20 protein-coding genes are annotated in these 20,416 nt (G+C 59.4%); 5 read left to right on the top strand and 15 right to left on the bottom strand.

The window, feature by feature from the left end:
• On the top strand, positions 1-295 hold a 295-nt coding region (locus E4M07_RS28060), incomplete at its 5' end, for a DUF2274 domain-containing protein (RefSeq protein WP_136661727.1).
• Between the two features lie 4 nt (positions 296-299).
• On the opposite strand, the gene E4M07_RS28055 is transcribed toward E4M07_RS28060, so the two are convergent.
• From E4M07_RS28055 to E4M07_RS29970, 5 genes are all read right to left on the bottom strand, one after another.
• Entirely contained in the window at positions 300-476 is a 177-nt protein-coding gene (locus E4M07_RS28055; protein WP_246660648.1) for a helix-turn-helix transcriptional regulator, read from the bottom strand.
• Between the two features lie 600 nt (positions 477-1,076).
• Entirely contained in the window at positions 1,077-1,217 is a 141-nt protein-coding gene (locus tag E4M07_RS29790) for a hypothetical protein (protein WP_246660647.1), read from the bottom strand.
• A 174-nt stretch (positions 1,218-1,391) separates the two neighbouring features.
• Entirely contained in the window at positions 1,392-1,661 is a 270-nt protein-coding gene (locus E4M07_RS28045) for a hypothetical protein (protein ID WP_136661724.1), read from the bottom strand.
• The gene (locus E4M07_RS29785; RefSeq protein ID WP_281405010.1) at positions 1,658-1,816 is read right to left on the bottom strand and encodes a hypothetical protein; all 159 of its coding nucleotides are present in this window, start codon (positions 1,814-1,816) and stop codon (positions 1,658-1,660) included. Before E4M07_RS29785 ends, E4M07_RS28045 begins: the two co-directional genes overlap by 4 nt.
• A 12-nt stretch (positions 1,817-1,828) precedes the next feature.
• Complete coding sequence (locus E4M07_RS29970; RefSeq protein ID WP_281405009.1) at positions 1,829-2,527, bottom strand: hypothetical protein; 699 nt, start codon at positions 2,525-2,527, stop codon at positions 1,829-1,831.
• A gap of 594 nt (positions 2,528-3,121) precedes the next feature.
• Between E4M07_RS29970 and E4M07_RS28035 the strand changes: the two genes are divergently transcribed.
• Complete coding sequence (locus E4M07_RS28035; RefSeq protein ID WP_136661723.1) at positions 3,122-8,248, top strand: RecQ family ATP-dependent DNA helicase; 5,127 nt, start codon at positions 3,122-3,124, stop codon at positions 8,246-8,248.
• 373 nt (positions 8,249-8,621) lie between these two features.
• Positions 8,622-8,870, top strand: coding sequence for a site-specific integrase (locus E4M07_RS29415; protein ID WP_206057426.1), 249 nt, complete (start codon positions 8,622-8,624; stop codon positions 8,868-8,870).
• An 897-nt stretch (positions 8,871-9,767) separates the two neighbouring features.
• Here the strand turns inward: E4M07_RS29415 and E4M07_RS28025 are convergent.
• From E4M07_RS28025 to E4M07_RS27995, 7 genes are all read right to left on the bottom strand, one after another.
• Entirely contained in the window at positions 9,768-10,193 is a 426-nt protein-coding gene (locus E4M07_RS28025) for a hypothetical protein (protein ID WP_206057425.1), read from the bottom strand.
• 366 nt (positions 10,194-10,559) lie between these two features.
• Entirely contained in the window at positions 10,560-11,321 is a 762-nt protein-coding gene (gene istB, locus E4M07_RS28020; RefSeq protein ID WP_136661722.1) for an IS21-like element helper ATPase IstB, read from the bottom strand.
• Positions 11,318-12,910, bottom strand: coding sequence for an IS21 family transposase (gene istA / locus E4M07_RS28015; RefSeq protein ID WP_169054451.1), 1,593 nt, complete (start codon positions 12,908-12,910; stop codon positions 11,318-11,320). Before istA ends, istB begins: the two co-directional genes overlap by 4 nt.
• A gap of 269 nt (positions 12,911-13,179) precedes the next feature.
• Complete coding sequence (locus E4M07_RS28010; RefSeq protein ID WP_136661720.1) at positions 13,180-13,470, bottom strand: hypothetical protein; 291 nt, start codon at positions 13,468-13,470, stop codon at positions 13,180-13,182.
• A gap of 446 nt (positions 13,471-13,916) precedes the next feature.
• Positions 13,917-14,213 (bottom strand): hypothetical protein, encoded by a 297-nt coding sequence (locus E4M07_RS28005; RefSeq protein ID WP_136661719.1) that lies wholly within the window; start codon positions 14,211-14,213, stop codon positions 13,917-13,919.
• 21 nt (positions 14,214-14,234) lie between these two features.
• Complete coding sequence (locus tag E4M07_RS28000) at positions 14,235-14,645, bottom strand: type II toxin-antitoxin system VapC family toxin (RefSeq protein ID WP_136661718.1); 411 nt, start codon at positions 14,643-14,645, stop codon at positions 14,235-14,237.
• The gene (locus tag E4M07_RS27995) at positions 14,642-14,881 is read right to left on the bottom strand and encodes an AbrB/MazE/SpoVT family DNA-binding domain-containing protein (protein WP_136661717.1); all 240 of its coding nucleotides are present in this window, start codon (positions 14,879-14,881) and stop codon (positions 14,642-14,644) included. Before E4M07_RS27995 ends, E4M07_RS28000 begins: the two co-directional genes overlap by 4 nt.
• A gap of 80 nt (positions 14,882-14,961) precedes the next feature.
• Between E4M07_RS27995 and E4M07_RS27990 the strand changes: the two genes are divergently transcribed.
• Positions 14,962-15,447: an SOS response-associated peptidase gene (locus E4M07_RS27990; protein WP_136661716.1), complete on the top strand. Its 486-nt coding sequence runs from the start codon at positions 14,962-14,964 to the stop codon at positions 15,445-15,447.
• Positions 15,422-15,634, top strand: coding sequence for an SOS response-associated peptidase family protein (locus E4M07_RS27985; protein WP_136661715.1), 213 nt, complete (start codon positions 15,422-15,424; stop codon positions 15,632-15,634). The genes E4M07_RS27990 and E4M07_RS27985 overlap by 26 nt, the downstream gene beginning before the upstream one ends.
• Before the next feature lie 80 nt (positions 15,635-15,714).
• On the opposite strand, the gene E4M07_RS29260 is transcribed toward E4M07_RS27985, so the two are convergent.
• From E4M07_RS29260 to E4M07_RS27975, 3 genes are all read right to left on the bottom strand, one after another.
• The gene (locus tag E4M07_RS29260; RefSeq protein ID WP_169054450.1) at positions 15,715-15,885 is read right to left on the bottom strand and encodes a hypothetical protein; all 171 of its coding nucleotides are present in this window, start codon (positions 15,883-15,885) and stop codon (positions 15,715-15,717) included.
• A gap of 70 nt (positions 15,886-15,955) precedes the next feature.
• The gene (locus E4M07_RS27980) at positions 15,956-18,052 is read right to left on the bottom strand and encodes a glutamine synthetase III (protein ID WP_169054449.1); all 2,097 of its coding nucleotides are present in this window, start codon (positions 18,050-18,052) and stop codon (positions 15,956-15,958) included.
• A gap of 62 nt (positions 18,053-18,114) precedes the next feature.
• A complete protein-coding gene (locus tag E4M07_RS27975; protein WP_136661713.1) occupies positions 18,115-19,023 on the bottom strand; it encodes a methyltransferase domain-containing protein in 909 nt (302 codons plus the stop codon).
• Between the last annotated feature and the right edge of the window lie 1,393 nt (positions 19,024-20,416).

The following is a 20,416-nucleotide window of genomic DNA, read 5'->3' as shown; positions in this document are numbered from 1 at the left end:
TGTCCTCGGGCAAGCCCTGCGGGAACGGTTGACCCGGACGTTTGCGTGCTCCCCCGCAAGCACGGCAGTCGTGGAAACGCCGCGCCATGATGAGACAGGTACAAAGAGTCCGGATAATGCCAGCCTCTACGAAGCAGAATACGGAGAGAGGGAAACAATCATCGATCTGATCCCATATATGCTGGAAACGTTCATCGATTCAGATCGGAATTTCCGCCAACGAAATCCGCATGATGATAAGTCCGAGCGCTTCTTGAAGTCTTCAGCCACTGTTCCGACCAGAGCCACAAAATAGTCGGCTAAAGCTTCTTCAGAATATTGGCCGGGTTGATGCTGATCGCCCTGCAGATATCGACAAACTCAACGACATCAAGACGCCGTTCACCACGCTCGTATTTGGCAACGAACGATTGTGGTTTGCGCAGCGTTGTCGCCACCTGTTCCTGCGTGAATCCGCCCTTCTTTCGTGAGTCCACAAGTAGTTCCACGAATCTGTTGTAGCGAGCAGTGCCAAGTGAACCGGGCATAGGCGGGCCGATCAAATTGTTTGAACGACCCTTCCAATAATCCCAAAATCGGATTATCCCATTTTGGGATATTCCAATCTGGGATGGAAATATGTGCAATTCCGAATCAGCCGGATTTCGGAAAATCGCTCCAACCGACGAAGAAGTTACAGACTACGACCGTCGTTGCTTTAAGCTCTATCTAATGTTGCTTGAGGCGGACAATGCAGGCCAGCCGTGGGAAAGCGCATACAAGTCCGCGTTCGGAGCCGATCCCGCGACTGACAAAATCAGATGCAAGTTGCAGTTTGATACGCACCTCGGGAGGGCGCGATGGATGAGTTCTGGCGGGTATCGACAGCTGCTTTGAGGAACCTGAACGACTCTGGTCAATCCGCCCAATTGCTGCGCTGCGGCGCATGATCGAAACGGGGGACGAGGAGCGCCTTAGAGGGTTCCTCGGTCTGGCCGCTTCCGGCCGGACCTTCGCTCCCGCCGCAACCCGCAAAATGAAGCGCATGGGTCGGCGGCACCGGTGCCCGCAAACCTCCCGAAGGTCCAGCCGGCCGGTCAGGCGATGAAGTCGAAATCGGCATTGGTAAGGATTGACGCGGACACGCCTTCAAGCGTGATGCCGGCGTTGTCCCCGTAGCCGGTGATTACCGCATGGCCTTTCGCCTTGTCCGCGATGGTCAGGTCGGAGAACTTCAATCCGCCCTTGATGACGATTGTATCCGTCCCGTCCTCGAAGTCGTGGGTGGTGTCGGCACCCTCCCCGCTGCCGAAGTTGAAGTAGTCGGCACCGCCGCCGCCCCACAGGGCGTCATTGCCGTCCCCGCCATGAAGCGTGTCGTCGCCGCCCTTGTTGATGGTTTCCGGCTTTCCCTAATAGTAGTAACGGTCTCCGACACGCACTCCACGGGGGTGGTATGACTTTAGTTCAGGAACGTAATCGGAATAATTTTTCTTGTCGCCATCAAGGCTGTCGTTCCCGCCGGGTGCCTGCTGCTGCGTCTCGGGCAGCGCGAAGTCGTCCTCGCCGAGCGTTGCCGCCGTCACGCCCGCCAGCCGGATGGTGTCGCCGAAGCCACCGTAGCGGATGACGGCATCGTCGCCGTCCTGCTCGATGACCAGTTCCTTGAACCCGCCGCTCACCCCGTCGATGCGGATCGTGTCGCCCTTTCGGAAATCGGCATGGTGTCGCGCCCGTCTCCCGCCGCGAACGCGAAGGTGTCGGCGCCACCGTCGCCGGTGAGGTAGTCGTTGCCCCGGCCGCCGTGGAGCACGTCGTCGCCCTCGCCGGCCCACAGCGTGTCGGCGCCTTAGCCGCCATACAGCGTGTCGTTATCGTCGCCGCCCCAGAGCCTGTCGTTGCCGTCTTCGCCGGAAAGCCTGTCAGCGCCTTCAGTTACCCTGAGGATGTCCGCAGCATTACCACCAAGATCGTTTCGTCGCGTGCCATGTTTCCTCTCCCCAAGCGGTGGGTTAATCCCCGGCATGCCCCTTGTCTCCGGGGCAGTCTCGGTCTTCTCCACGGACTGGACAGCCTCCCGATTGCTATGGGATTTTGTGTTTATAAGATTCAACTTAAGGTCATCGACCTTCCCGGTCACGACCGTCTTTCCGTTCGTCGTCACGGTGTTCTTCTTCGCGCCGGGAACGATGGTGAACTCCCCGACCTTGTAGGTCGCCTGGCCGTCGTCATCGTAGGTGACCTTGACCTCCATCCCCGCAGCCTTCACGGCGGCGGCCGCCTTGTCCGTGGCGATCTTCGCCTGGGCCTGCGCCGTCTTCTGCGCCGCCTGCGCCGCCATGCGGGCCACCACAGCCGCCGTGCTCGTGGTCGCGGCGGCCGCCTTCGCCGATTCCGCCTTCGCCGTATTGTAGGCCGCCATCGCCGCGGCGGCCGCAGCCCTGGCCGCATCGGCATGCTTTTTCGCCATCGGGTCGCCGGTCTGCAGCAGGGCGAGACCCGTCAGCGTCGCCTCCGCCTTGTCCGCCTCCGTTGCGTGAGACCGCAAAGGATGCGCCAGCCATCCTGCCAGCCGCAACGATCGTGCGCGGTGACGCAAATCGTAGCATGCACCGATTGATCCGTGCGGCGATGAATGCCCTGCCTGCAGAGCCCACACAATTCTCGATGTGCGGTACAATGCTGCGTTGAGCCGCCCATTCGGGCGGCAAAAGCACCCGCCGCGCGCCCCGCAGGGCGATGCCTGCGGTCTTGTGCCAAATTGTAAGCGGGGTGCCCGGAAGAATTGTGTATGAAAACCATGCCTAAAATATTAATCGGAAAACTGTATAGAAGTTTTGAGTGGAGTTGATTCCCATATCTGGCGCATCATTTCGGTGGCAAATATGCGCGCTTATGACGATAGTATGAACGATTAAAGTCTGGAAGCTTCTGCTGTCCGGGCTAGACTGTTCAAATACTCTAGGGGGCGTCTATTCTGGACAGTTGTTATAGAGCCGTGCCGGACCCGGGCTTTTATAAACTCCATGTCAGCAAATCATGGGGCTATGCAGTCATCAAGAGCCCAGATTTTCCGTCTCGGATTGTCTTCAACTTCGAATACTTGTTCATTGCTCGAAGTGTTCGATCAATTGAGTAATTTATGGTAGAAGACTGGCACCGAGATTTACTGTCCAGATGCGTTTCTATTGATCTGGAGGTGGATCCCGGGACTGCCGGGATATTTGCATTCGCTGCTGTACGACACGATGAACGCCCGGCCCTCAACTCCAGAAGCGGTTTGCTTGAGCGCCACCTCGACTTGCTGGAAGTAGCCATCCAGGATGTCCGGCACCCGATCGGCCACAATTTCCTCCAGCACGATATGGAGCACCTGATTGCAGCCAGACCGCGGCTGTTACAGATCATGCAGGCACCGATTGACACGCTTTGGCTGAACCCGCTCGCCTTCCCTCGCAACCCATACCATCATCTTGTCAAGCATTATCAGGACGGCCGGCTCGCTGCGGGCCACGTCAATGACCCGGAGCTGGATGCCCGGCTTGTCTTCGAAGTGCTCGCCAATCAGCTCGATTCTTTCCGCGACCTCGCCAGGAGCGAACCGGATGCGGTCCTGTCCTATCACTACCTGACCACCCGGTTGGAGAGGTCAGCGGGCTTCGATGCCGTTTTCAGATATGTGCGCAATGCCGATTGTCCCTCGCAGGAGGAGACGCTCGACGCAATTTGCAGGATGCTGGAGCGACGAGCCTGCGGAAAACGGGTCGAACAAACTATGGAGCGCCTTGCCAGCCCTAAAAATGGCTGGCCCATGGCCTATGCACTGTCCTGGATCACCGTGGCCAGCGGGGACTCCGTCATGCCGCCGTGGGTCAGAGCGCAGTTCCGTGAAGCCTCCCTGATTGTCCGACATCTCAGGGATACATCGTGCAAGGATCCGAACTGCGAATGGTGTGCAGAGCAGAACGATCCGGTCCGCGCCCTCAACAAGTGGTTCGGCTTCGAGAGTTTCCGGCCGCAGCCTGTCGATTCCGACGGCCGCCCGCTGCAGGAACGTATCGTCGATGAGGCGATGTCCGGCAACAGTCTTCTGGGTATCCTGCCGACAGGTACCGGGAAATCCCTGTGCTACCAGATTCCCGCGCTCTCTCGCTTCGACAAGACCGGCGCCCTTACCGTGGTCATCTCCCCCCTCGTTGCGCTGATGGCTGATCAGGTGCAAGGCATGGAGCGGTCCGGCATTTCCTGTGCGGTGACCATCAATGGGATGATGTCCATGCCTGAGAGGCAGGATGCCCTCGAAAAGGTCCGCATGGGCGATGCCGGCATCCTCATCATCTCGCCCGAGCAGCTCAGGAGCACATCCATCAGGTCCGTCCTCGCACAGCGTGAGGTTGGCCTGTGGACAATCGACGAAGCCCACTGCGTTTCGAAATGGGGCCACGATTTCAGGCCGGACTACAGATATCTCGGCCGCTTCATCAAGGAATTCTCCGGAGATCAACCGCCGGCGCCGATCATCTGCCTCACGGCGACTGCCAAGCCCGAGGTGGTTGGAGATATCATGGAACACTTCCGGTCGCGCGCCGGGGTCGAGTTGCTGTCTCTCGATGGCGGAGCGTCGCGAACGAACCTGACATTCGATGTCAGACCAACGATAAAGAGCAGCAAGCTGTCCGATGTGCTGAATGTCATCGAAGAGTACCTTCCTCCTGACGGTCGATCGGGCGCAGTCGTCTACTGTGCGACACGCAAGGAATCGGAACGGGTCTCAGACTTTCTGAAATCGCAGGGTATGGCTGCGGAGCACTTCCACGCCGGGCTGGGTTCCGACGACAAGCAGGATGTCCAGGAACGATTCAGGGTGGGAGAACTGCGGGTCATTGCGGCGACCAACGCCTTTGGCATGGGGATCGACAAGCCGGACATTCGACTGGTCGTCCATGCCGACATTCCAGGATCTCTGGAGAACTACCTGCAGGATGCCGGTCGTGACAGGGAGGATGCCAATTGCGTGCTGCTGTTCGCCGCCGATGATGTGGAACGCCAGTTCCGGCTGACGGCCAGCTCACGTCTGGCCCGACACGAGATCGGCGCTATCTTGAAAGCGCTAAGACGGATCGACGAACGAACCGGGAAGACTGGCAAGATCGTCGCCACGTCTGGCGAGATCGTTCGCTCCGAGAAAGACCGGGAATTCGAGATAGACAGCGCAACAGACGACACGCGCGTCAAGACTGCCGTTTCCTGGCTTGAGGAGGCAATACTTGTCTCAAGGGAGGAGAACCGGGTACAGATCTTCCCCTCATCCCTGAAGGTTCGCACCCTTGATGAAACCCGAAAGCGGCTGGCGACAGCCGACATCACGGAAACTCACCGCAGGCAACTTCTCGCGATCGTGGAGCACCTGATCTCAGCGCCGGCTGACGAAGGCATATCCACGGACCAACTCTGCAGTGCTAGCGGGCTATCCCCGGGTGCCTTGCCCAAGGCGATGGCCAACCTCGAGACCCTGGGCATCGCCCGTAACGATGTCGCCATTACCGTGTTTGTGCATGTCGGGGTGGCGAATGCTTCCGCAGTTCGCTTGACGCAGGCTTCAAGCCTTGAAGCAGATCTTATCGAACTGATGCAGGAGATGGCGCCCGATGCCGACGGCGAAACGCCCAGCGTGTTGAACCTGGCCGAGACCTGCCAGCGTCTCAGGGACAAGGATCATCCCGACGTCCGGCCTGACGCAATCGACAAGCTGGTGCGCGGTATATCCCGGGATGGCAGAGGCCAGGATGGCGGCCGGGGTAATGTCAGGCTGCGCAAGGTCAGCCGGAACACAATGCTTGTCATGCGTGAACGATCCTGGAAGACGATATCTCAGACCGCAGAACTCAGGCGGCAGGCCTCGGGTTTGTTACTCGGTTACCTGACCGGTCGACTGGACAAGGGTGCACGCGGCAAAGACCTGCAAGTTGATACGACTGTCGGGAACCTGTTGGCTCAGCTTACCCAGGATGCAGTCTTGAAGGCGAGCGGGGTGCGCGACATGACCAGGCTCCTGGAGAGATCTCTCCTGTGGCTGCACGAACAGGGCGTCCTGACACTGGGCAAAGGGCTGACCGTTTTCCGCCCCGCCATGACGGTATTCCTCAATCCCAAGGGCGGCGAGTTCACCCAGGCCGACTTCCTCCCTCTTGATGAACATTATGAGGAGCAAACGCTGCAAACCCATGTGATGGCAACCTATGCCGAAGCCGGCCTGCAATCGATGCCGGATGCTGTACGCCTGTCTGAAGACTACTTTGTTCTGAACAAGGACCAGTTCATGAAGCGATGGATGCCAGGAAAAGCTCGCGAGGTAAAACGGCAGACCACCAGCAAATCCTGGAACGCGATCGTCGAGGACCTGGGCAACAAGGTTCAGCAAGACATCGTTGCCGATGATCGCAGTCGCACCAACGTTCTGGTTCTGGCCGGGCCCGGTTCCGGCAAGACCAGGGTCCTCGTCCATCGTATCGCCTATTTGCTGCGTGTGAAGCGGGAGGAACCGCGCGGCATCCTGGTGCTGGCCTATAATCGCCATGCTGCGGCCGAAATCCGTGTCAAGCTGCGGGCTCTGGTGGGAGATGATGCCGCGGGTGTCACGGTGTCGACGTGCCACGCCCTGGCCATGAAACTTGTCGGTGCCAGCTTTGCCGGTGTTCAGGCAGTTCCGGAAGATTTCGACAACATCATCTTGGAGGCGGTTCGCCAGCTCAACGCGGAAGGGTTGTCGAAGTCTGAAGCTGAAGCTCAGCGTGAAAGCCTGATTCAGGGGTATCGCTGGATCCTGGTCGATGAATACCAGGATGTCGGTTCTGAAGAGTATGCGCTCATATCCGCCGTGGCAGGCCGCTCACTGGAGGATGCCGATCATAAGTTGAGCCTCTTTGCCGTCGGCGATGATGACCAGAACATCTATGCCTTCAGCGGCGCGTCAATCGAATACATCCGCAGGTTCGAGGAAGATTACAAGGCCAAGCCGGCCTTCCTGATCGAGAATTACCGATCCACAGCCAACATTATCGAGGCTGCCAACCAGGTCATTTCCCAAGCTCCCGACCGTATGAAGGTTGGCCATGAGATCAGGATTAACGCGGACCGGACAACCCACCCTACGGGTGGGCGCCTGGAGAAAGCGGATACGGTTGCACAAGGGAGCGTGCAGCTTCTGGATGTCTCTTCCGGAGATATTCCACAAGCGGTCGCCACGATAGATGAACTCGTTCGTCTTTCCCGGCTGGACCCTGACTGGAACTGGGCCCGCACCGCGGTGATCTCCCGTGATTGGAAAGGGCTGAGGGCCGTTCGCGCGCAGGCCGAACAGAGGGGGCTCAAGGTCGAGATGGCAAATGAGAACCTCCCCAACATCTGGAGGCTTCGGGAAACTCAGAAACTCATTTCGGGGTTAGGTCTGAAACGGAGAGAACTGCTGGGCATCCAGGACATCCTGGCAGTCCTCAACGAGCAGCCTCGCAATACATGGTTGGATCTGCTGGTCGAGGGCATCGCCGAGCTGGAGCGGGAACTCAAAGACAAGACGATGTCTGTGCCTGAAATCATCGAGTGGATCGCGGAATGGTCCTGGGATACGCGAGGGGAGCAGCGAGGGCTTCTTCTATTGACAGCGCACCGCGCCAAGGGGCTGGAGTTCGATCATGTGGCCATCTTGAACGGCGGCTGGCATCGCGCCTCGCACAATGAAGATCGCGAAGCCCATCGGCGCCTTTTCTACGTTGCCATGACCCGGGCGCGCCAGAGCCTCACCGTACTGACCTGCGGAGAGCATCCTCTTCTGAAGACCGGTCTGAAATCCGTATTGCGCAGACGAGTGGTTCCTGATCTCTGTGAGAACATGCCGCCGCGCAACATTTACCAGATGCCGACCATGGATTATGTCGATCTGTCTTTTGCTGGCCGACAGCATGACAGCCACGAAGTCCATGCCGCAATACGCAGTGCCAAGGTCGGCGACAGTCTGTCTCTGGAATTGAGAAATCAATCCTGGGTGCTCCTGGATGCCCGTAAACGGATCCTGGGGCGCATGTCGAAAACCTGGCAACCTCCCATGGGTCATGTGTTTGTTTCTGGCCAGGTCAGGGCCATCATCAACTGGCGCAAGGCGGACAACGCGGAAGACTACATCCAGTATCTCAAGCGTGACAGCTGGGAAACCGTGCTGCCAGAGATGCTGTTCCAGCCGGACGGCATTGCGTTGTTGCAGACTCCGTCGTAGGCCCAATCAGCAACGCCGCCGCAGCTGACTCGAAGGCTAGAAGCCCGCGGAAACCGGCTCTATCTCAATGCCGAGGAACGGGCCGCCTTCCTGGCCGCGGCGCGCAAGCGGCTGGCACGCGACCGCACCTTGTGCGAGACCCTGCACTATACCGGCTGCCGACCGGCCGAGCTGATCGAGATCCCGCTGGCCTGGATCGATCTTTCCGCCGGCACCGTCACCATCCGGAACTTGAAGAAGCGGCCCGACAGCAGCGGGCGCCGAAGATCGTTTACAGGGCCGTTCCGGTCCCGGCCGAGTATCTGGACACGCTCAACACCGCCTTTGGCATCCGCGAGGCACGGAGGACGAAGAAACAGGCCTCCGTGCCGATATGGCCGATGACCAGGCAAAGGGTCTGGCAGATCGCCAAGGCCGTCATGATCACGCCGGGATACCCGACGCGCCGCACAGGACCCCGAAGGGATTGCGACACGGGTTCGGAGTCAATGCGATCCTTAAGAACGCGCCCTTGAACTTGTTGCAGAAATGGCTTGGCCATGCCGATCTGAAAACGACCGCGATCTATGCCGACGCGCTCGGCCAAGAGGAACAGCAGATCGCAGCAAGGATGTGGGATTAGGCCGAAGCAGGGCATGGTGTCGCGCTGTCTCGCCGCTCAGATGGCCAACGGTGCGGCCTTGCGGGCGCGAGCTCGACAAGAGAGGCCGTTAGCGGTCTACAATCGGCCTGAATTCACCTGAAATCCCGCCTTTGCCGTCGAAGACACGCAGGTCGGCGCGGTGATCGGGCAGCACAAGGGAGCCATATTGGCGACGCTCTCGGTCCCGGCCCCGCTGCTTCGCAGCGTCGCTATGTTGGTCCTTCTGCGGGAGCGTTGTTACTACCACTATGGCCTGGCACTCGGTCCCGCTACGGCGCCGGCGGCAGGTCCTTACCAAAGGACGCCGGCTTGCGCTCCTGCGGGTGCCCATTTTTGCCGGTCAAGGAAAGATGAGGCCGCCCAAGGGGCGGCCTGGATTGTCTGCCTGATGGGGAAAGACGTTCAGCCGTCTCTCCCCAGCAATGGAAAACCCGGTCTACCCGTCCTTCCGCACTCCCGACCGCTGGCGTCGCCGGCGATCGCTCGCTTGTGCAAGACCTGGCCCGCGCGGATCCGCGCGGGCCGTCCCTTCGGGCGGTCGATCCCCCTCCTGGTTTCCATTGCCCCCCCCCCTCTCTGTCCGGTCTGACTTGCGACGCCGCGGGAGCAGGAGCGGGGCTCCTGCTCCTTCGGGCAGAAGACCGCTTAGCGGAAAACCAGAACAGGAGACTAAACCGATGACAGAGACATCCCTTGTCCCTTTGAACAAGCTCGACTTGGACCCCAAGAACGCGCGCAAGACGTAACGCCATAATAGGAGAGATGGAGAGGATCCCGTATCCTTGGTGGTTCTTCAATCGCCCACTTTTCTGGCACGTTATGATGCCTCCGGAGAGAGCGCATCCTCTCCATCTCTCCCAATTCGCTCCATGGCACTCAATCGACCTGATGGCTGTCAGGAACATCGCTTTTTCCAGCGCCGCAAAAAAATATTTGTAGGGCTGCGGATCCTCGATCGGAGTGATGTTGTACTGGGCGTATGCGCGCACCAATATCCGGCTCTTGCCTTTCGGGCGGACAGTCACGGTCCATGCGCAACTGGTAGCCGTCGAGCTTGGTCGCGCTTACATTGCCCAGCACGTCATCGGCCTTGTCGACCACGAAGCCCAAGTCCTGAAGTGTCGCGATAACTGAACGCATGGTCCTCACCTTGTCCGGGGTGTGGAAGGCACGGGTCTGAATTGCTCGGAGCGCCACCTGGCTTTCACTTGAGGCCAGCACCTGGTCCCTGGAATTGGTTTGGCAACCGGCCAGCATCATTGCAGCGATCAGCGACAGCATCACGAAACGTATTCTGGGCATCTTTCTCCCCTTCAGACCTGCTGTGCTTCCAGAAACACAGCTTGTGATGCGGAATCTTGCGCATTTGACGACGATTCCTACAACACTTGACGGCGAATCCTGCGTACTTGACGGCGCTGGTCCGCACGAAGCGCGCTGTTTCTCCCGGAACTGATGCCTGGGCGCATTCTCCCTTCTGTTGATCCTGGCAGGCTGGCCTTTGGCCAGCCCGTGGCGAGCGTAAGCGAGCCCTTGTCGATTTTCAAGATACGGTTGCACGCGGCGGTTGGCCCTTCATCAGGCATGACCGCCGCGCATGTTCAGCGTCTGCATTGCGCGCCCGGCGTCGCAGGCGCCCCTGACGCCGGTCGACAGGCCGGCGCCTCCTCAAGTCCCGCTGCCGCCGAGCGGCGGCGGTGTGTGCCGCTTGCGCTGCGACTCGCCTGCAAGTTCGATGTGATAAGCATTATGAACAATGCGATCCAGTATCGAATCGGCGATTGTTGGCTCTCCCACAACAGCCGGCCAGTGGTCCATGGGGATCTGACTGGCAATCAGGATGGACTTGCGCCCGTAACGATGTTCAACGATTTCCAACAGATCCCGCCGACCCTCGGCGCAGAAGCCCTGCAGGCCCCAGTCGTCCAGAACCAGCAACGAGACCGTGGCGAGGCGACGCATCATGCGCGTGTGCTTCTCGTCGTCGTCCCGCGTATGATTGAGGGCCGAGATCAGTTCCGGAACGCGCCGGTACAACACGGACTGCTTCTGGCGGCATGTCTGATGCGCGAGGGCGCAGGAAAGGAAGGTTTTTCCGGATCCGGTCGGCCCTTCGACGATCAGATTGACGGCTTGCCGGATCCAGTCACCGGCGGCGAGTTGGGTCAGTGTGCTGCGGGCGATGCCGCGCCCGGCGCTGCAGTCGACATCCTGGATGTCGGCGCGAATGCGAAGCTGGGCCTGACGCAGATTGTTGAGGTAGCTCTTCTGGTCGCGGTGTGCGACTTCACGCTCAAGCATCATGGCAAGGCGGTCGTCGAAGCCGAGTTGCTCGATGTCGGCAATGTCACGCTGCTCTTCCAGAGCCTCGATCATTCCGGACAGTTTGAGTTGAAGCATACGCTCGATATTGGGTTGGCGTAAGGTCATGGTTTTTCTCCCTGGTTTTTTGCGTAGTAGGTTGGCCCGCGCAAATTGGCGTGGCTTGGGATGGTCTCTTGCGGCTCCGGGCGCACAACCGCCTTGCCGCCTTTCTTCAGGCGCTCCCGCAGGTAGCCCGAAGCGAGCCGGTTGAGGCTGAGGGCCTGTGCGCAAACCGCGTCGACACGCTTGTCGCCATGGGTTTCGGCGAGGCGGCTCATGCCCTGCACGGCGGTGTAGGCCTGTTCCGGAAAGTCCCGGGAGGCCATGCAGCGTTCGGCCCAGGCCAGCGCATTCGCTCCGATGCGGCGCGCCCGTGCCAGCAGGATATCGCCGTAGTCGGGACTGCGGATGTCGCGCACCGCCTTGAGCCGATCGGGCATGTGATCCGGGTGCGTCGCATATTGGTTGCGCCCGCTCTTGAGACGATGGACGGCGATGCGTTCCCCGCCCCGGTCAAGGAACACTTCGATCATGCGCTCGCCGACGCGCACTTCGACGTCACGCCCGATGTGGCCTTCGGGCACGGAATAATGGTTGCGATCAAACGCCACGTGACCATTCGGAGCCACTTTGCGGCTGTGCCAGGCACCCCACTCCCAGGGATGCGCCGGGAGCGGAACCAGAGTTGCGCGCTCGTGCGCTTCGAACACCGCGCGCCGGCTTTCCCCCTTTGCCATTGGTGTCGTGTTGAGTTGCTCAAGCTCGCGGCGGATGGCGGCGTTCATCGCGCCGATAGAGAAGAACGTCTCGTGGCGCAGCGGCAGCAGGATACGGCACTGAACCGCTTTCACGGCTGCCTCGGCTGGACCCTTGTCCGTCGGTTTTTTCGGTCGTGCCGGTAGAATTGCCAGGCCGTAATGTTTGGCGAATTCCCGGAAACTCGGGTTGAGATGCGGCTCCTCGCGGTCGGCCTTTGTCACCCCGGACTTCAGATTGTCGATGATCCAGCGCCCGGGGCTGGCGCCGAAATACTCCAGCGCACGTCGATGCGCCATCGTCCAATGACAGATCGTCTGGTCCGGCAACGCCTCGGCGTAGATCAGGGTCGAGTGGGGTAGCACTGCGACGAAGATCTCCACGTCCACCACGCCGGTGGCCGTGTGCACAGGCAGGGTTTTACCGGAAAAATCCGACATGCCGTAAAGCCCTGGCGCATAGTCGAAACGCATCTGCGTCGGCGCGTGCCGGCCAGCCAGTTGCCCCTTGAGCAACGCGCAGAACCGACTGTAGCTGTAGGCAGCGCCGCCCTGCGCCCGAACCTCGTCGCGGTACTCAATCCAGAGCTGACGCCGGGTGAGCCTGGCACGGCGCCGACCGCGGGGGGCCGTGTACGCTTCGATGAGCGCATCCCAGTCAGGCTGAACGGTCTCACTGTCGCGTTCGTTCCGCGGGTAAAGCTGTGCACGAAGCGCCTCATCATCGAGGTCGTCCGCAAGCGGCCAGCTGGATAGCCGCGCCGCCGCCGCCCGCTTAAGCACATTCGATACCGTGCCGGCGCTCACGCCAATCGCTGCGGCAATCTCGTCGCGCGACAAATCCAGTTCATAACGGTGACGCAGAATATCCTTTATGTTGATCATGTCGGTCCTCTTCATCAGGCCCATGCCTCCTCAATTCGATCTTTTGATCGATGAGGCAGTGCCGAGAGACAGACCGTGAGGTCGACACGCGTGTGAGTGACGTCACCGTGTGACGCGCGCGAAGGGCCGTGCGGATGACGGAACCGATCCCGTCAAGTACGCAGGATTCGCCGTCAAGTGTTGTAGGAATCGTCGTCAAATGCGGCAGGATTCGCCGTCAAGTGTTGTAGGATTTTGCAGCTTGTGACAACTTTTCGAAGAAGCCCTGGTAGATTTCAGGTCGTTCAGGCTTTCGATCTTGCTGATCCGGCCATCTGTATTTCGGACAATACGCTGAAAAATAACCCGCACCGCCGGTCGTCAAGTGGGCGCGTGATGACGGAGCCGCGGATCTTCTGGTCGGCGTCGATCGGGACATAAGCTCCGAAGAGAATAGCCATGGCGATGGCTCCGGCAACCTGAGCGGCTTCGGTCGCGTCGCGATCCTTGGTTCCGAGAAGGACACCGAGATCGGTTTCGGACTCCTCGAGCGTGAAGCCCAGATCCTGCAACACGGCGACCGAGGCATTGAGCAACTTTGGTTCATCTCCGGTCTGGAAATAACGGGTCTGGAGTTGGCGCTTCTCGACCGTGACCTGGCTGATGGCAAGCGCTTCGGGCGGTATGGTCTGATTTGCAGGCGGAAACGGCCAAGGATACGGTTACAACGGTAGCGGCGGGCAAAACACGCATACCCGATCCTCAGAAAGCCGACTGGCGGTAGGCGTAATCGCGTTGTCCAGATCACACCCTTCGATTCCGTTGCAGGACCTTCCAAGGCATGGTGGCGAGCGGCGCTTGAGAAGGTTCAGGAACAGGTCAAATCAGGTCTGGGTCTTGAAATTGCGCATGGGTGATCAGGCTGAGCAATCACTGCTTTGGTTTGGAGAGGGCGCGACAAAAGGCTTCGCGTCCCACTTTAACGGGTATGAGCAGTATCAGCGCAACAAAAGGTATGATGAGGCCTGCCTCTAACCCGATTTCAGAACCGATGAACACTGACGACTGCCGTCTGTGACTTGCTGCCTTGCTTGGATATCGTCTTGCGCAGGTGCCTTGTATTTGTCTTCTTGTCACCGCCACATATGAGCAGTGCCATTTCCGCCTTCAGGGCTTTCCAGTAGTCTTTCGGTCCGAAGGAGAAGCCGGAAGTTGTGGCAGCATCCACAAAATCCAGCTTCAAACCGTCCAAATCGCTGATTTCAGTTATCGGCTGGTATCCTTGATATACGGGTTCAAGCGTGTCGGGATGAAAAATAGAAAGGTCGATCTGGTCCATATTTTGCTTCCAATTCATTCATCAAAGCCAATTTTCAACCGTCAGGCCATCGACGCGTTGAAACTCTCGCACATTGGCCGTTACAAGTACCCATTCATCGGCCTGAGCGAGAGACACAACATGGGCTGCGATGAGAAGATCATTGCCGCCGATTGGGGTGCCCTTGGTTTCGAGATCAGCGCGAATGATGCCGTAGTGGCGATCAGCATCGCTGCCAACATCCAAAACATTCATGCGCGACAGGATGAGATCAACGCGATCACGCAATGCGTCCGACCCCTTCTTCTCTGCTCCAAACCGCAACTCTGATGCGACGATGATATTGGTCGCAATGTTGTCCTCACCGATCTCGGCAATGCGCCGCATGATAACCCCATCGGGGTTCTTGATCAGGTCTGAGATTATGTTGGTGTCGAGAAGGTAGGAGGTCACGAAAGATCAACATCTTCGGGCAATGCGTCATCGATATCGGGCATGTCTTCTTTCAACGGTTTGAGCGTTTTGAGAAGACCCAATAGGGAAGCGGTCGATGCCGGTTCGAGGATGAGCCGATCACCATCTTTGCGCAAAATTGCTTCATCACCGGGCAGTTCGAGATCCTTTGGAATCCGGACGGCTTGGTTGCGGTTGTTTCGGAACAATCGGACGGTGCGTGTTGCTGTATTCATTGTGCCTCGCTTGACATATACAAGTAACATATGTCAAGCTAGAGGAAAAATCAAGGACCATCAGAAAGGCAATCTAAGGCATGTGTTGGCGTTTCACGATCCAATATACTTGGGCGGAATATTACGAAGCGCTCAATCTCATCCCCGCTGATGCCAAAGGACGGAACGATCCGCCACGTTACAATGTCTGCCCAACGCAAACGGTCGGGATGGTACGTGCAGACAAAGACGCAATCGTGGTCAAGGATGCAAGATGGGGACTTGTGCCGCATTGGGCGAAGGACCTGAAGATCAAACCGATGATCAATGCGCGCTCGGAAACTGTCACCGAGAAACCGATTTTCAAAAGTTCATTTGCTTCCAGACGCTGTTTGATCCCCGCAAATTCATTTTACGAATGGGACCGAAAGTCCGATCCAGATACGCCTCTGCCTTACAACATCCATCTGAAAGACAATCGGCCCTTCTTTTTTGGGGGTATCTGGCGCTATCGCAAGCATCTTGATGTGACCTCCTGCGCGATCTTCACAATGGAACCACATGAAAACATCGCCCTTTGTCCATGACCGCATGCCGGTGATACTGAATCCTGATACCTGGGAAGCATGGATCGATCCGGACAACAATGCGCAAGAAGCCCTCCAACTCATCCCTAAAAATAGAGGCGCGGATCTGGTTGCCTATCGGGTGGGGACCGCCGTTTTAAAGAACACGGCACAGGGTTCAGAACTCATCGAACCACTTGCGGAGTAGGTCCAGACCAACCCGGCAATCAGCAAGGCGAGAAGTAAGTTTCGGCACCCCGCACTACTTCACCCGTTCGTATCTGGTCGCTAGGCGACGATACCCCGGGCGGTCTTATGGCTGGCCGCAAGGTTCCCGATCTTCCCGATCACGACCGTCTTGCCGTCCTCTGTCACGGTGGTCTTCGGCGCGTCCGCAACGATCGTCACGTCGCCGACCCTGTAGGTCGCCTTGCCGTCGTCGTCGTGGCTGACCTTCACCTCCAGCCCGACCGCCTACACCGCCGTCGTCAGCGTGGTCGCGGCCGCCACCTTGTCCGCCTCCGCTTGTCTACTGATGATGGTGCAGGATCTCAGAATAACCGGGAAGTGGCCAACTCCGACCGTCAACCAGTGTTTCCAGCATGTCTGCCACAATCCGGGCAGATTGCATGCATGGCCTGAGCTCATGGTGGGCGTACCAAGCCGACTGCCCGGGGTCATCATTCGGAAACGCCCCCAACAATTCGTCGAGTTTCCCGGTTTCCGACAGGAGCTGCTCAACGAGTTTCCGCTTCTCGTCGAACAACCGCGACTGAAACCCGGAGGCACATTCGACATCGGCATCTACAATGGCAACCGGAATAATCAGCGTCCGCAGTATCCGCAACAGCGCGCGTGCTTCAACATACAGTTCACTCGCATAGGCTTCCTGAAGGACGGCCTGACGCGCCGTCAGTTCATGCCTGTTGAAGATGCCGAGATCGCCAAACAGTTCGACATTCTTGTCCGCCGTTAGGGCTGTGTAGGCTTCCGGACTGCTCTTCAGATGGGTCAGACCGTGCTGCCGGGCATGCGCGTTCAGCGCCTCGCTGTAGCCGTCGCCGCTGAACAGCGCCCCTTTGTTCTCCTTGATGGTCTCGCGAATCACCAGGTCCGCGGGCTTTCCGGCGTCAATCTCGTCGCACATGTGCTTCAAACTATCCGCGAGAATCGCGTTCAACATCGCCAGCGGAAATGCTATGTGCTGGTTACCGCCGACCGCGCGGAATTCGAAACGGTTGCCGCACCACGGGAACGGGGCAGTGCGGTTACGGTCTTCGAGATTCGCCTTGATGTCCGCGACCGGAGCGACTACCTTGATCTCCTTCTCGTCCGTCTCGTATCCGCCGAAGCAGCCGCCGTCCGCCACAGCATTGACATGCGCTTCCAGACGTTCGCCCAGATTCAGGGTGATGATCGCGGGCGGCGCCTCCTGGGCGCCCAGCCGATGGTCGTTGCCGGCTGTCGAGACACCGCAGCGCAGCAGGTCGCCGTGCCTGTTGATCCCGCGCAATAGCGCGGCAATGAATGCGATGAAGCGTCTGTTGTCTTCGTCCGTTTTGCCCGGCACGAACAGATTGACGCCGCGGTCGGTGCTAAGACTCCAGTTGTTGTGCTTGCCGTTGCCGTTGATGCCGGCAAACGGCTTCTCGTGGAACAGCACGGCGAAGTCGTGGTCGAATGCGAGATCGCGAAGCACGTCCATGGCAAGCACGTTGGTATCGGCCACGAGATTAGCCAGTCCGAAGATCGGCGAAATCTCGTGCTGGGCCGGCGCCACCTCGTTGTGGGTGCAGTGTATGGATATTCCCAGTTCCCACATAATGTCCCGTGCTTCGGCGATGTAACGGCTCACCCTCGGCGACAACCTGGAAAAATAGTTGGCGTCCATTTCCTGACCGCGAAGCGGCGCGGCCCCCAACAGCGTGCGTCCCACAGCCAGGAGATCGGGCCGCGCCAGGTATTTCTCCCGGTCGATCAGGAAGAACTCCTGTTCCCAGCCCACATTGCAAACGACCTCTCTGGTCTCGTTGTCCCCGAGCAGTGACAGAAGCCGAACACCCAAATCGTTGACCGCCATGTTGGCGCGCAGCAGCGGGGTTTTCTGATCAAGCGCCTCCCCGTTCCATGAGACGAAAGTGGAGGGAATATAGAGTGTCTGGCGGTATACAAACGGCGGCGAGCCGGTGTCCCAGCCGATATAGGCCGCCGCTTCATGGGTCTTTCGCAGACCCCCGTTGGGAAACGACGAGCCATCGGTTTCCGTCTGGAACAGCTGCGTGCCCGACATTTCGACGATCAGCCTGTCAGTAGCGAAATCGACGCCGACGAATGTCTCCAGCTTCTCACCGTGAATCGCGCCACGCATCGGCGAAAACCAGTGCGAATAACCGATGCAGCCTTTCGATTGCGCCCACTCCCGAATGGACTTCGCCAATGCGTCTGCGAAGCCCCGATCCATCGGCACGCCCGTGGCTCGGCACTGCGCGAGCGCGTAGTAGACATCGGGGTCCACCAGTTTTTTCAGGATCGCATCGTCAAGAACATTGCTGTTGATCCCGGCCAGAGCCGAAGGTAGCGCGACTTCCTGTTTCGGCGCGTCGTGCGTGGAATGCGTGATAACCATATTGCATATACTCCCGAAATCGGGCCGGCAATCCGGCGGCAAGGACTTGCGGCGCAGTCCATTCATGTCGCCGGATTTGCCGGCTGTTCCTGCACTTGCGGACGCCGTGCAAGGTAGCGTCCAAGCTCGAAGAAGCCGCGAATCCATGCGGCGTGCACCGTCGACAAGGCCTGCATCTGCTTTATCCAGTGATCCGGCGCCGTCGCGCTGGACATCGCACGCATGAACATGATCCGCCCGCGGCGCCCCAACAACTCCGCATTGTGCAGGTCCCGCCCGCCGAAATCCGAAACGCCGGCTGTCTCCAGACCTGCCTCCCGAAGCAGATGGAGATAGGACGCACGGCTCTCGAGATCCGGCAGCGCCCAGACGCGGCAAAGCGGCCGTATATACGCCTCGCGCTCCGCCGGCGACGTCCTGTCCGTCATCAGCCAGTCGCTGGCCGCCAGCCGTCCGCCCGGCCGCAGGATACGCCGGACCTCGCTCAGGAATTGCGGCCGATGGGCGTATTGGCACGCGCTCTCGACGTTCACGACCACGTCGACAGCGCCGTCTGCGAAAGGCAGATGGATGCAGCAGTCCGCTTCCCTGAAGTCGACCATGCCCTCCAGGCCGGCATCCTGGGTCCGCTGCCTGGCGATATCCGGCTTAAGGTTGGAAATGCCCACCCCGGTGACGCGGCAGCCGTACCGGCCGGCCAGCCACCTTGCGGTCCCGCCCACGCCGCAGCCCGCATCCACCACATGCTCGCCCGCGCAAATCCGGGCGGGCTCCGTTATCTCATCGATCATTCGCACCAGCGCACGGGCAAGGTCGGCGTGCGGGTACTCGAAAGTCCGCCCGAAATCAATACAGTCTCTCCCGGGCTCGAACAGCCCGAAATGGATGTGGTCGGGGTTCCAGCAGGTCAAGAGCCAGTCGTCCGAGAGACGCCGGTCATAATCACTGACTGTCTGCCTTTGCGAAGACATGGCGCACGCCCCCAAAAAATCGCCCTTCCCCGGAGCATCCGCCGTCGACGAGGCCGTCCGGTGGGAGACACAGGAAGTTGCATGGTGGTGGCGTCACGCTCGACCACTGCCACCCGAAACGGTACAGTCCCGTTCTCAAGTGACCTGAAGTATCTGCTTATTGTCGGGCGCGGGGCTATTGTATCCATGCCGGTCCGGACGTTGGCAAATGCTGCTTCGTCGCCCCTCTGCTCGCGACATCCGGCGGCGGAATCACGTCGGCTCAAACAGCCACGCGCATCGGCAGTACGGACGCTCAAACCCGGCGCCATGCCGATAGCGTGCCTCGGCTCGGGAGCCTCCTCGCTGCTCCCGAGCCGCGATACGCCTATCGGTCGCCCGACGCGCCGCTGCTGTGGTGATAAAACCGGTCGCCGAGCCCGAAGAGCGGGGCACCGCGATCCGTTGCGTCACGTCATACCCAAGCGTATCCATCAAAGTGATTGGCACAGATCTCGCATCCGTTGGGGTATCGTTTTGATATGGCCGACGGCACGTACGCAGTGCATCCGATATATTCTTCGCCATGGCGGCGATACTCCGGCACACGATCCGAAACCGCTCAAAGGCCATGTCCGGCGACGCGCTCCTGCTGCTGTCCGATTGGCCTCAAACGGCGAACGGCGCCGAAAGAACGCCAGCGGTCAACGAAACAGATCGCGAAATGCCGTTGCCCCGGGGTGTACGGCCATGCCTGGCGATTTGCCGCCAAACTATATTACCCACTCAAACCTGCCGTTAACGCAAGCTGACATCAGCATGACTGATCCCTCCCCGAACATTGAGGCACCGATCGGTCGAATCAAGACAGCGTTCGCTTCTTGCAAGCTGACTAAATTCACTCCTATCAGCATCTGCACGACTGCAAATACAGCCAATATGAATTCCATGCTTTGCATCATTGAAACCTCAGCAACAATAGGGGGCACAGCCAGATTCCCGGACCTTTGCGACACGCGCCGCAACCCGCCGCCGGCAGAACGCTGTATTTGCCCTTGTCTCCGGCCGAGGCCGTGGCGGTGCCGTTCGCCGATCCGCATGCCGGCGCATTCAAAAGGGGTACCGCTTCTCCGAGGCCTTTTCCTGCGCACGCTGCTGCACGGTCAAACCCGTGTTGCGTCGCCAACCACAGCGCGATCTCGACCGGCCCTGCATGCGGACAGACCGGGTGATGCTATTGGGCAACCTGGCGGCTTGCTGCCCGCTTTGCCCGTGCCACTTTGAGCCTGCCGGCCGGCCCCGGTCCCGCGGTGTGTGTGCCTGGTGCGCTTGTCAGAACCGTCGCACGAAGCCGGTCTCCGCGAAGGTTCGGGCGTGGTTGTGCGGTCGAGCATCGGACCTGCGGTCTTCTCGC

Origin of the sequence: Nitratireductor sp. XY-223, from assembly GCF_004959855.1 — a bacterium.
GTDB lineage: Bacteria > Pseudomonadota > Alphaproteobacteria > Rhizobiales > Rhizobiaceae > Hoeflea_A.
Note: the sequence above shows the minus strand (reverse complement) of the source record. Positions and strands in the feature narration are given on the sequence as shown.

Coding starts and splice junctions, on each gene's coding strand:
- E4M07_RS28035 (WP_136661723.1), top strand. CDS start 3,122: ATGGTAGAAGACTGGCACCGAGATTTACTGTCCAGATGCGTTTCTATT.
- E4M07_RS29415 (WP_206057426.1), top strand. CDS start 8,622: ATGGCCGATGACCAGGCAAAGGGTCTGGCAGATCGCCAAGGCCGTCAT.
- E4M07_RS28025 (WP_206057425.1), bottom strand. CDS start 10,193: ATGCCCAGAATACGTTTCGTGATGCTGTCGCTGATCGCTGCAATGATG.
- istB (WP_136661722.1), bottom strand. CDS start 11,321: ATGACCTTACGCCAACCCAATATCGAGCGTATGCTTCAACTCAAACTG.
- istA (WP_169054451.1), bottom strand. CDS start 12,910: ATGAAGAGGACCGACATGATCAACATAAAGGATATTCTGCGTCACCGT.
- E4M07_RS28005 (WP_136661719.1), bottom strand. CDS start 14,213: ATGGACCAGATCGACCTTTCTATTTTTCATCCCGACACGCTTGAACCC.
- E4M07_RS27995 (WP_136661717.1), bottom strand. CDS start 14,881: ATGAATACAGCAACACGCACCGTCCGATTGTTCCGAAACAACCGCAAC.
- E4M07_RS27990 (WP_136661716.1), top strand. CDS start 14,962: ATGTGTTGGCGTTTCACGATCCAATATACTTGGGCGGAATATTACGAA.
- E4M07_RS27985 (WP_136661715.1), top strand. CDS start 15,422: ATGAAAACATCGCCCTTTGTCCATGACCGCATGCCGGTGATACTGAAT.
- E4M07_RS27980 (WP_169054449.1), bottom strand. CDS start 18,052: ATGGTTATCACGCATTCCACGCACGACGCGCCGAAACAGGAAGTCGCG.
- E4M07_RS27975 (WP_136661713.1), bottom strand. CDS start 19,023: ATGTCTTCGCAAAGGCAGACAGTCAGTGATTATGACCGGCGTCTCTCG.